This window comes from Corynebacterium sp., from assembly GCF_052107835.1.
Taxonomy (GTDB): domain Bacteria; phylum Actinomycetota; class Actinomycetes; order Mycobacteriales; family Mycobacteriaceae; genus Corynebacterium.
In genome coordinates this window covers 1-11668 of the sequence record NZ_JBQEDF010000075.1, presented here as the reverse complement: position 1 = coordinate 11668, position 11668 = coordinate 1, and the positions used below count along the sequence as shown (strand labels likewise).

General features: G+C 68.9%; 10 protein-coding genes. 5 read left to right on the top strand and 5 right to left on the bottom strand.

What is annotated here, in order from left to right:
• The 3 genes from ACTIL2_RS14230 to ACTIL2_RS14220 all read left to right on the top strand — a co-directional run.
• Nucleotides 1-855 (top strand): PTS transporter subunit IIC (locus tag ACTIL2_RS14230; RefSeq protein ID WP_442338131.1); only part of this gene is annotated, 855 nt, incomplete at its 5' end.
• A gap of 19 nt (nt 856-874) precedes the next feature.
• Complete coding sequence (locus ACTIL2_RS14225) at nt 875-1783, top strand: 3-hydroxyacyl-CoA dehydrogenase (RefSeq protein ID WP_442338130.1); 909 nt, start codon at nt 875-877, stop codon at nt 1781-1783.
• 32 nt (nt 1784-1815) lie between these two features.
• A complete protein-coding gene (locus ACTIL2_RS14220; protein ID WP_442338129.1) occupies nt 1816-3051 on the top strand; it encodes an FAD-dependent oxidoreductase in 1236 nt (411 codons plus the stop codon).
• Between the two features lie 4 nt (nt 3052-3055).
• On the opposite strand, the gene ACTIL2_RS14215 is transcribed toward ACTIL2_RS14220, so the two are convergent.
• The gene (locus ACTIL2_RS14215) at nt 3056-4840 is read right to left on the bottom strand and encodes an alkaline phosphatase D family protein (protein ID WP_442338128.1); all 1785 of its coding nucleotides are present in this window, start codon (nt 4838-4840) and stop codon (nt 3056-3058) included.
• Nucleotides 4841-4976: 136 nt separating this feature from the next.
• Nucleotides 4977-5648, bottom strand: a complete 672-nt coding sequence (locus ACTIL2_RS14210; protein ID WP_442338127.1) for a hypothetical protein — start codon at nt 5646-5648, stop codon at nt 4977-4979.
• 123 nt (nt 5649-5771) lie between these two features.
• Between ACTIL2_RS14210 and ACTIL2_RS14205 the strand changes: the two genes are divergently transcribed.
• The gene (locus ACTIL2_RS14205) at nt 5772-7193 is read left to right on the top strand and encodes an MFS transporter (protein WP_442338126.1); all 1422 of its coding nucleotides are present in this window, start codon (nt 5772-5774) and stop codon (nt 7191-7193) included.
• Here ACTIL2_RS14205 and ACTIL2_RS14200 read toward each other — a convergent pair.
• From ACTIL2_RS14200 to ACTIL2_RS14190, 3 genes are read right to left on the bottom strand one after another with little or no spacing between them, the layout of a single operon-like run.
• On the bottom strand, nt 7180-7749 hold the full coding sequence (locus ACTIL2_RS14200; RefSeq protein ID WP_442338125.1) for a protein-L-isoaspartate O-methyltransferase family protein: 570 nt from the start codon (nt 7747-7749) through the stop codon (nt 7180-7182). The genes ACTIL2_RS14205 and ACTIL2_RS14200 overlap by 14 nt on opposite strands.
• 60 nt (nt 7750-7809) lie before the next feature.
• Nucleotides 7810-8478, bottom strand: a complete 669-nt coding sequence (locus tag ACTIL2_RS14195; protein ID WP_442338124.1) for a response regulator — start codon at nt 8476-8478, stop codon at nt 7810-7812.
• 3 nt (nt 8479-8481) lie between these two features.
• Nucleotides 8482-10059, bottom strand: a complete 1578-nt coding sequence (locus tag ACTIL2_RS14190; protein ID WP_442338123.1) for an ATP-binding protein — start codon at nt 10057-10059, stop codon at nt 8482-8484.
• A 147-nt stretch (nt 10060-10206) separates the two neighbouring features.
• Between ACTIL2_RS14190 and ACTIL2_RS14185 the strand changes: the two genes are divergently transcribed.
• Nucleotides 10207-11601 (top strand): CitMHS family transporter, encoded by a 1395-nt coding sequence (locus tag ACTIL2_RS14185; RefSeq protein ID WP_442338122.1) that lies wholly within the window; start codon nt 10207-10209, stop codon nt 11599-11601.
• The last annotated feature ends 67 nt before the right edge of the window (nt 11602-11668 follow it).

Genomic DNA, 11668 nt, shown 5'->3' with positions numbered 1-11668 from the left:
CTGTCGATGGTGCTGATGTACCTGGTCCTGGCGGTGCTGTTCCTGGTACGGGCCGGGCAGAACGAGGCGTTCACCGCCTTCGACGACGGCGCCACGGATGTGGGCAACTACCTGATGCAGGCGGTCACCCAGGGCCTGCAGTTCGGTGTCGCCGTCGCCGTGATCCTCTTCGGTGTGCGCACCATCCTCGGTGAGCTCGTCCCGGCGTTCCAGGGCATCGCGGCGAAGGTCGTCCCCGGCGCCATTCCCGCGTTGGACGCACCGATCGTGTTCCCCTACGCGCAGAACGCCGTGCTGGTCGGCTTCATCTCCAGCTTCGTCGGCGGCCTGGTCGGCCTTGTGGTGCTGTCGTCCTGGCTGAACCCGGCGTTCGGTGCCGCGCTGATCCTCCCCGGCCTGGTGCCCCACTTCTTCACCGGCGGCGCCGCGGGCGTGTTCGGCAACGCCACCGGCGGACGCCGCGGTGCGGTGCTGGGCGCCTTCGTCAACGGTGTGATCATCACCCTGCTGCCGGCGTTCCTGATCAACGCCCTCGGTGACCTGTCAGGGGAGAACACGACCTTCGGCGACGCCGACTTCGGCTGGTTCGGCCTGTTGATCGGCAATGCGCCCGCCGGCGTGTGGGGCATCGTGGTCATCGTGGCCGTTGCCGCGGTGGTCTTCGCCGCGGCTGTCGCGGTGCAGAAGAAGCTGGTGGACGGCAACTGGGATGCTGCCCCGGGCCGTTCCGGCGGAAGCACGGAGACCGCGTCCGACACCGCTGCTGCGCCGTCGGGTGAGGCGGGCGGGACGTCCCACCCGAGGATCGCCCCTCCGAAGGGCGCTCCCGTGCCCCCGCCGCCACCCGCCGAGTAGGAGGCGTAGACTAGGTGACATGTCATCTAAAAGGAATGTCACCGTATTGGGAACAGGCGTCCTCGGCTCGCAGATCGTGATGCAGGCCGCCTACGCCGGCAAGAACGTCGTCGCCTACGACGTGAAACAGGAACTGCTCGACAAGCTCCCGGAACGTTGGGAGTGGATGCGCGGCTACTACGCGAAGGACCTCCCCGACTACGACGCCGCAGCCTTCGACGCCGCCATCGGACGCATCACCACCAGCGTTGACCTTGCCGAGGCCGTGGGCAACGCGGACGTGGTCATCGAGGCAATCCCGGAGAACCTGGAGCTGAAGAAGTCCGTGTGGGCCGAGGTCGGCGCAGCTGTCCCCGCCCACACCATCCTGCTGACGAACTCGTCATCGCTGCGTCCCTCGGACTTCGCCGGGTCCACCGGCCACCCGGACCGTTTCCTGGCCCTGCACTTCGCGAACATGGTGTGGAAGCAGAACACCGGCGAAGTCATGGCCACGCCGACGACCGACCCGGCCGTCTTCGAGAGCACCGTGGAGTTCGCCGGGGAGATCAACCTGCAGGCCATTCCGGTCCGCAAGGAGATCCCCGGCTACCTGCTGAACAGCCTGCTCATCCCGTGGTTGGACGCCGCGGCCGGTCTCTACGTCGCCGGGGCGGCCAACCCGGCGGACGTCGACCGCGACTGGAGGATCTCCACCGGCGCCCCGAAGGGCCCGTTCGAGATCTACGACGTGGTCGGCTTCAACGTGGCGGTGAACATCACCCGGAGCAACCCGGAGGCCAGCGAGGCGAACCTCGCGTTCGCCGACCTCCTGGAGGAACGCGGCATCAGGCAGGGCAGGACCGGCCTCGGGGACGGCACCGGATTCTACGAGTACGACCAGGACGGCGGGGCCGTGCGTCCGAACCCGGACTGGGAGATTTACTGACCCGAAACATCGGTGGGGTTGGATGGTGGACCATGAGCAAACCCGTCCCCCACTACGACTACGTCGTCATCGGCTGCGGCACCATCGGCTCGATGGCCCTGTGGCAGCTCTCCGATCTCGCGCCGGACGCGAGGATCCTCGGCATCGAACGCTTCGGACGCATCCACACCAGAGGCTCCTACTCCGGTGAGTCGCGCCTGTTCCGTGTCGCCCTCAAGGAGGGCGGTATCTACATTCCCCTGGTCCAGGAGGCCCGGCGGATGTGGCTGGAGATGAATGAGCGGTCCGGACGCGACATCTTCCTCCCCGTCGGCGCGCTCAGCGTGGGCCCGGCCGACTTCCCCGCCATGGCACAGACCATGGACGTCATCCGCGGGTTCGGCCTCGAGCACGAGGTCCTCGACAGCACCCGGCTGCATGACCGCTACCCGGTCTTCGCGGCGGCCCGGCCCGGCACCACGCCGGACGCGGCGATCCTCGATCCGGCCGGCGGCGGCATCCGCCCCGAGCTGGCCGTGGCCCACGCCCAGCAGTTCGCGCTGGAGGCCGGGGCGGAGCTGCGTGACAACACCCGCGTGCTGGCCATTGACCCGGGGGCGGGTCCGGACGGTTCCACACAGGTCACCACCGAGAACGGTGCCGTGACCGCCTCGAAGGTCATCGTCGCCAACGGCTCCTGGGCCGCCGACCTGTACCCGGATCTCGCCGGACACATCAGTGTGCAGACCATCCCGTTGACCTGGTACCTGCCGTTGGACATCACCGGTTTCCTCCCGGAGAACCTGCCGATCTTCATGCGCGACATCATCACGGACTCCGGCGACGTCTGGCACTGCTACGGTGCGCCGAGCCTGGACGGCTACAGCGTGAAGATCTCCCACGGTGACTTCTCCGGCGACGCGGACACCCCGGACGGCCTGGAGTCACTGCGCACCGGCGAGCTCCCGGAGGAGGTCACCCGGGTGTTCTCCGAGCGCTCCTCGGCGTTCTTCGACGGCATGCTGGACGATCCGGTGCGCCTGACCCTGCACCACGACGGATTCACCGCCGACCACGCCCCGGTCCTCGGCACGGTCCCGGGCAGCGGCGGCGCGGTCACCATCGCCACCGGCATGAGCGGCAACGGCATGAAGTTCGCCCCGGTCTACGGCCGCATCGCCGCCGACCTGGCGGTGAACGGCACCTCGCCGCTGCGTCCCGGTGGCTTCGATTACCCCACCACCGCGCGCGAGCCCTCCCCCTCGATCATCCCGGCCACGCTGCACTGAACCCTCAGTACACCGTCGCCGACCGGTCGAGCTCGCCACCGGCACGGCGCACCCCCGGGTCACCGGCAACCGTCCGGAAACTCGTCCCGTAGGACAGCCCCGCGTCCGGCGACAGGACGTCCCCGTACAACCAGTCCACCTGGGTGCGCTGGTGGTCGACGTCCACCACCATGTGTCCGTGACGGGTCAGGTCAATGTACTTGTACCAGGAGTCCACGTCCTTCAGGATGTTCTCCCCCAGGGTCAGCACCTCGGAGATCACCGGCTCCAGTTCCGGCGCCGGTGCGATCGAGTCGTAGGCGCTCGCCGCGGTCACCGACGGCGTGACGAACTCCGCGGCAGCGACCGTCCCGTCCCGTCCGTGCCGGTAGGCTCCCGCGTTCGCCGGAATATCCGCCGCCCAGGACGTGTGGATGTCCCCGGTCAGGAACACCACATTGCCTTCGCCCCGCTGGTTCCGCGCGGCGATAAGGTCCACGATGCGCTGGCGCTCGGCCATGTAGCCGTCCCACTGGTCGGAGTTCAGCGCAATGCCGTCGTTCGGCAGGCCCACCTGCGTGACCAGCCAGTCGTGCACCCGCGGGTCCAGTGTGTTCGGCAGGGTCATCGGTGCGAACATCACCGAGTTCCCGATCATCTGCCACGTTGTCGGCGAGGTGTCCAGCACGTCGGCGAACCAGTCGAACTGGGTGCGTCCCATCATGGTCCGTTCGTCCCTGCCCACCGAGCGCAGGTAGTCCGGATCCGCCGGGATGCCGGACTCGGACTCCGACATCAGCACCTGGTAGTCGCGGTAGGTGCGCAGGTCCGGGATGATCAGCTCGAAGAGGGTGCCGTAGCGCAGGTGGCGGTAGAGGTGCCGCTCGTCGGCGGTTCCGAAACCCTCCCCGGCGCGCACCGGCATCCACTCGTAGTAGGCCTGGGTGGCGGCCTGCTTCACCGCGCCGTAGTCGGGGTAGTCCGAGTCGCCGGTCGCACCGTCCCGCCAGGCATTGTCGTAGAACTCGTGGTCGTCCCAGACACAGATCATCGGCTTGCTGGAGTGCAGGTCGGCCAGGTCGCGGTCCCGGTGGTAGTGCCCCTGCCGCACCCGGTAGTCGGTGAGCGTGGTGGTCCGGTTCGCCGGCGCGGTTGTCCGGACGATCCTGTCGTAGGCCGCCCCGTAGTACCCGGTCTCGTACTCGTAGGTGTAGTCGCCGAGGTGCAGGACGAACTCAATGTCGTCGCGGTCGGCGAGCGCCCGGTAGGCGCGGAAGTAGCCCGCCTCGTAGTTCGCGCAGGACGCCACGCCGAACCGTACACGGCCCGGGTCGACCCCGTCCGCGGGGGCGGTGCGGGTGCGTCCCGTGCGTGAGGACGCCCCGGCCGCCGGCCCGTCCAGCACGGTGAACCGGTAGTGGTAGGTGGTCGCGGGCCGCAGCCCGGTGGCGTTGACCTTCACCGTGTGGTCGCGGTCGGCGTCCGTGGTGACCTCGCCGGACGCAGCCACACCGGTGAACTCCGGAGACTCGGACACCTCCCAGCGGATCCGGGTCGCACCACCTTTCCCCGAGCCGGGTGTCGCGTCCGGCGTGGGTGTGACGCGCGTCCAGAGGACCACACTGTCCGGCCAGGGATCGCCCGAGGCGACGGCATGGGCGAACACGTCCTGCTGCTCCGCGGGCTCCCCCTGCGCCACACCGGCGTGGGCCGCGCCGACGCCGACAGCCACGCCGGCACCGGTCACCGCGGCCCCGGCGAGGAACCGCCGTCGCTTGATCGTCTTCTTGCCGGCAGGCTTGTCTGGCACCCTGGGTCTCTCCTCAACCATCGACCGTCCGCGGGCACAGGTTGTCAGCCGTGCCCTCTCCTACGGGGAGCATAGTCGCCGCAGGCCCGGCCCACCGGGCGTTCGCCCCAGAGTTCCCCCGCTGTTAACCGGACGTTCAGACCAGCTCGTAGGACTCCTGGGTGACGCGCGTGGTCGTGCCGTCCGCGGTGATCAGCGCCGCGTCCGGTTCTGAGAGGTCGACGGTGAACCGTCCACCGATCTGTGTGACGGAGCCGGGCTGCAGGTCACCGGCGATGTCGAGGCCGGCGATGTTGCCGAGCAGCGCGTAGAGCTCCGGGTCGCCGCCCTGGCGGTAGGCGACCCCGTTGGCGTCCCCGCCCTCGGTTGCGGGCCACACGGTATGGAAGTTGGCCTGGCAGCCCCAGTCGTAGCCGTCGGCCTCCTGGTCCTCGCGGAACCCGCAGACCATCTGCTTGTCCGGCGAGAGGTTGACGGTGTAGTCGCCCAGCGGGAGCTGCTGCTCCTCCGGGGCGGGTGCCGGCGCGGGTGCGGGCCCGGGCGCCGGCGCCGAACCCCCGGGGGCCGGGGCGGACGGCTCCGGGAGTGACCCCTCGGCGGGCGCGTCACCGACCGTCGGGTCCGGCGCGTCCTCCTCCGTCGGCGTCTCGGTGAACGACCCGGACTGCGCGGCGTTGACGTGGTCGTCCTCGACCGTGCCGGAGTCGTCCGACCCCGCACCACAGCCGGTCAGTGTCACGCCGAGTGCGACTGCGACAGCGGCGGCGGAGACGGACAGGGTGGCGTTGGCGCGGCGGGTGCGACGCACGACGGGACCTCTTTCATTGACCGGAACAGTTTCATCCACCGTGCCACGTTACGGGAGTTAATGAAAGTGGCAGGGGTGAATCAATCAATTGGCTTTCTCCGCCGAATTACTACACTGGTGGAAATGGCAGCAAGAGAAGGATCAGTGTTCCGGGACCGTCGCGGCCCCGTACTCATCGCCCTCATGCTGTCCTCGGCGCTGATGGCCGTGGACGCCGCCATCCTGGCCACCGCCGTCCCCAGCATCGTCGGTGACCTGGGCGATTTCTCCCGGTACCCGTGGCTGTTCTCCGGCTACCTCCTGGCCCAGGCGGTCACCGTCCCGGTGTTCTCGAAACTCGCCGACACCTACGGGCGTAAACCCGTGATCCTCTGCGGCATCAGCGTCTTCGTCGTCGGCTCCGCGGTGGCCGTGGTTGCCCCGACGATGACCATGCTGATCGTGTGCCGGGTCATCCAGGGCATCGGGGCGGGCGCCGTCCAGCCCATGGGGCAGACCATCGCCGGGGACATCTACACGGTGCGCGAACGGGCGAAGGTGCAGGGCTACCTCGCCAGCGTGTGGGGGTTCTCCTCGGTGATGGGGCCGTTGATCGGCGGCCTGTTCGCCCAGTACGTGTCCTGGCGGTGGATCTTCGCGGTCAACATTCCGCTGGGCCTGCTGGCCGCGGTCATGGTGTGGCGGAACTTCTCCGAGAAGGTCGAGCGCACGAGGCACCGGATCGACGTCGAGGGCGCGCTGGTGCTCACCGTCGGCCTGACCCTGCTGCTGCTCGGCCTGCTGGAGGGCGGCACCGCGTGGGACTGGGCGTCCGTTCCGTCCCTGGTGTGCTTCGGCGGCGGCGTGCTCGCGCTGGTGTTGTTCGTCCTGGTGGAACGTCACGCGGCCGAGCCGGTGATCAGCATGCACCTGCTGTCCCGGCGGCTGATCATCAACGCGGTGTGCATCTCCACCGCGATCGGCGGCATCGTCCTGGGCCTCACCAGTTTCGTGCCGACCTACCTGGAACGCGCCGCCGGAGCCACCCCGGTCGTGGCGGGCATCGCGGTCGCGGCACTGACCGTGGCGTGGCCGATCGCCAGCGCCAACGCCGGTCGCATCTACGTCCCCCGTGGATTCCGGGCGTCGATCACCCTGGGCTCGTCGATCGCCTTCGTCGGGACGCTGCTTCTGCTGGTGGTCGTCGGGAACCCGAACCCGTGGCTGATCACGGTGGTCGCCCTGGTCATCGGTGCTGGTCTGGGTCTCACCGCCGCACCGAACACGGTCGCCGCCCAGGCGTCGGTCGGCTGGTCGGAACGCGCGGCGGTCACCGGGCTGACAATGTTCGCGCGGTCGGTGGGCAGTGCGGTGGCCGTCGCCGTCTACGGAACGCTGTCCAACGCGATCATCACCGACGGCGGCGGCGAGAACGACCCGTCCACCATCGTGGACGCCACCACCGGGGTGTTCTGCGGCGTGGTTGTCGCGGCGGTGCTTCTGCTCATCGCGGCGTGGACGTTGCCGAAGGGCCGGGGAACGGGCACACCGACTACCCCTCAATGAGCGGCACGAAGCGGTACAGCCCGTGCTCGGTGGTGCGGACTGCGTCACCCTCCTTCACCACCCTGGTCATGACGCCGCCGACGGGGCCGACCATCACTCCCCCGTCGGCGAGCTGACCGACAAGTACCTGCGGGACGCCGCGTCCCGCGTCCGCGGAGAACAGGATCCGGTCGTAGGGGGCACCGGACGGATTCCCCAGGACGGAACCGTCCGCCTGCAGGATCCCGCAGTTCTCCACACCCACCTCCGCGAGCGCGGTGCGGGACCGCTCCACCATCTCGGGCAGGATCTCCGTGCCCGTGACCTCCCCGTCCGCCCCCACGAGCCGGGACAGGATGGCGGTGGTCCAGCCGGATCCGGAACCGACGTCCAGGACGCGGTCGCCGGGGCCCGCACCGAGGAGCTCCAGCATGTCCCGCACGGTGCTGGGCTGGGAGCAGGTGGAACCCCCACCGATCGGCAGTGCGCCGTCGAATCCGGCGTTGCCCTTCTGCGGCCCCGGCAGGAAGTGCTCCCGCGGGACGGCGGACATGGCACTGCGCACGGTGTGGTCCATGGGTCAATTCTCACCGTTCGACCGCGGCAGCACAAGGGACGTGGGCGATGCGGGGGGCACTCACCACCCGCTCCCGGCCGACCGCGCGTAGAGGTGCTCGGGGCGTCCCGAACTGCCGTAGCGCAGCCGCACGTTCACCACACCGCGTCCGGCCATCGCCGCCAGGCGGCGCTGTGCGGTCGCCCGGGACACCCCGGTCAGTTCCGCGACCTCCGCCGCGGACCGTTCCTGGTCGTCCAGCGACTCCAGCACCAGCTGCTCGGTCGCCGAACCGGCCGCGCTCACCGGCTGCGAACTGCCGTGCAGCTGGGACAGTGCCTTGTCGATGTCCCGCTGGGTGAGCTGGTGCGGCGTGTCCATGATCCCCCGGAACCGCGCGAACCTCTCCAGCCGCTCCGTCAGCGCATGGCGGGTGAACGGTTTCACCAGGTAGGCGTGCACCCCCACCGCCAACGCCCGCCGGACGCTGGACGGCTCCGCCGCGGCGGACAGGACGAAGGCGTCCAGCCCGCTGGACTGCACCAGGTCGATGCCGTTACCGTCCGGCAGGTACACATCAGCCAGCAACAGGTCCGGAGCCCGCGTCGTGATGGCACCCCGCGCTTCGGCGAGGGTCCGCACCGACCCCTGGACCGCGAACCCCGGCGCCGCGGCGACGATGTCCGCGTGGATCGACGCCACCCGGAAATCATCGTCGACGACCAGCACCTTCAAGTCTCTCGTGTCCATCGTCTACGTCGTCTCCTCGTTGCCTTGACTGCCACCGGTACTGACGGACCCCGGGATCCGGACGCCGAACACCGCTCCGTGCTGCCCGGTCCCGCCGTCGTCGATGACCCACAGGTCCCCGCCGCGCCGCGCGACCAGGTCACGGGACAGTGCGAGTCCGATGCCGTGGCCGTGGACCCGGTCGGGACCATCGTCCCCACCCGCGACCCCTCCCAGCCCGGGGCCGGAATCCGCGACGACCAGGGTCAGGTCCTCCCCATCCTGGTAGGCGGCGACCTCGACCCAGGGGCGCTCGTCGTCACCCTGCACCGCCGCTTCGACGGCGTTGTCCACCAGGTTCCCCAGGACCGTCGCAACGTCCTCCACCGCGGCGACGGGGCCGATGGTGCCGAGCACCAGGGTCTCCCCGCCGACCCGTAGAGCCACCCCGCGTTCGGCGGCCGTTGTGGACTTCGCCCCGAGGAAGGACTGCAGGAATGGTTCGGTGAGCAGCTCCGCCGCCTCCAGCGGGTAGTCCACCGGACCGCGGTCCGCCATCTCCTCGAGGAAGGCCCGGGCATCGTCGGGGCGTCCGGCATCCAGCAGCCCTGCGGCGACGTGGACCCGGTTGGCGAACTCGTGGCGCTGCACACGCAACGCCGACCCCATCGCCTGCACCGTCCCCAACCGCTCGCTGAGCGTGGCGATGTCCGTCCGGTCACGGACGACCACCACGGTGCCCAGGTCACGGCCACGGCGCTGCACGGGGTGGGCGTCGAGGTACAGGACGCGGTCACCGACCACGACATCATCGCAGCTCTCCCCGACGAGCAGACGGTCCATGATTCCCTCCGGCAACCCGGGTTCCAGCAACTGCTGGGCGGTGGCGTTACTGAAACTGGTGTCGCCGGCGTCGTCCACGGTCAGGACGCCCTCCTCGATCCCCTCGAGGACCGCGGACTGGCCCTGGACGAGTTCAACGAGCTCCTCGGGCTGCAGCCCGAGGGTGGACCTCTCGAGCCGGCGTCGCATGACCACCGAGGCCACCACCCCGACGACCAGGGCCGCAGCTGCGGCCACACCGATCGCGACGAGGATACGGGGCAGGTCGTCGAAGACCGTCGACCGCTGGAAGCCCACGCTGACCTCGCCCACCGGGGTCTCGGAGTCCGGCGCGTGGACGGGCACCTTCGCCCGGGCCGACGGCCCCAGCGTCCCCGTCTCCCAGGCGGTGGTCTCCTCGCCCCGCAGGGCCGGCCGATGGTCGGTGCTGACGCGCTCCCCGATACGGGACGGATCGGGGTGCGCCAGTCGGATGCCGTCGGCGTCGGTGACCACCACGAAGAGAGCGCCCGTGCGCTCGCCGGTGGATGCCGCGTTCTGCTGCAGGTCACTGCCGCCGCTGTCGCCGGTGCCCACCCCGGCGACCGCGGCCCGGACGTCCGGATCCTCCGCGAAGGCCCGTGCGATGGAGACCGCGGAGGTCATCGCCTCCTCCTTGAGCTGCTCGCGGGCCTGCCAGGCGAAGATCCCCGCACACAGTGCGACCACGGTGATGACCGTCAGCAGCTGCAGCAGCAGGACCCTCGTTGAATAGCGCACGGGCGTCACCCTACTCCCATGAGCACAATGCACAGAAATCTTTAAGCGCACAAAACATGATCCAATGCGCACAACGCGGTGATTGTGTCCGCCATCACTTTATGGTGAGTCCCGTTCCACAGGACACACCACAGTAAAGGAGTCGCGATGCTGTCGTCAGACACCCTCGTTCTCGCCGCCGACTACGACCTGAGCCATACCCCCTCGGACGGCATCCTGGTCGCACTCGGCTTCCTTATGATCCTGACTTTCATGGTCCTGATCATGACCAGCCGGATGACCCCGATGATCGCCCTGATCCTGGTCCCCACGATCTTCGGGCTGATCGGCGGCGCCGGGCTCGGCCTCGGCGACATGGTCATCGACGCGGTCAAGGACATGGCACCGACAGCGGCGCTGCTGATGTTCGCGATCATGTTCTTCGGCATCATGATCGACGTCGGCCTCTTCGATCCCCTGGTCAGGTGGATCACGACCCTGCTGGGCAACGACCCGGCGAAGATCGTGCTGGGTACCGCCATCCTGGCCGGCGTCGTCTCCCTCGACGGGGACGGGTCGACGACCTACATCATCACCACCTCGGCGATGCTCCCGCTCTACCTGAGGCTGGGCATGAGTCCGGTGGTGCTGACCTGTGTGGCCGGTCTGATCAACGGAACGATGAACATCGTTCCCTGGGGAGGGCCCACCGTCCGCGCGGCCGCGGCCCTCGGCGTGGACCCCTCCGAGGTCTTCGTCCCCATGATCCCGTCGATGATCTGCGGTGTCATCGTGTGCATCGCCTTCGCCTGGTTCCTCGGCGTCGCGGAGCGCAAGCGTCTCGGGACGATCGACACCTCACGCATCGGCGCGTCGGACGCCCCGTCGGACACCACCTCGATGGCCGACACGATGCTGGACCCCACGCGCACCACACTGCGTCCGAAACTGGTGTGGTTCAACCTCGCACTGACGGTCGTGGTCATGGTCCTGCTGGTCATCGACATCTTCCCCCTGGCCTACGTGTTCATGATCGGCGCATCGATCGCCCTGGTCGTGAACTTCCCGAAGGTCAAGGACCAGGCCCACGAGATGGCCTCGCATTCCAGCTCCATCGTCGCCGTCTCGGGCATGGTCTTCGCTGCGGCGACACTGGTCGGTGTGCTGAACGGCACGGGCATGGTGGACGCCATGGCGGAGTGGATCACCACGGCCATCCCGGATTCCCTCGGCGGGTACCTCGCCCCGATCACGGGCCTGCTCTCGATGCCGATGACCTTCTTCATGTCGAATGACGCCTTCTACTTCGGCGTCCTGCCCGTGCTGTCCGAGAGTGCGTCCCACTTCGGTATCGAGCCGTTGCAGATGGCGCAAGCGTCGATCACCGGCCAGCCGGTGCACATGCAGTCCCCCCTGGTGCCGGCGATCCTTCTGCTGGTCTCGCTGGCGAACGTGAACCTGGGCGACCACCACAAGAAGGTGCTGTGGCGCGCCGCCGTGGTCTCCGTGGTGATGCTGGCCGTCGGCATCCTCGTCGGTCCGATCCCGTTCCTCGCGGGGTAGGACGGGTCGGCGGCCCTAGTTGTACTTCCCGGGGAGGTTGTGAACGCTGCGGCAGGGATGACACGAA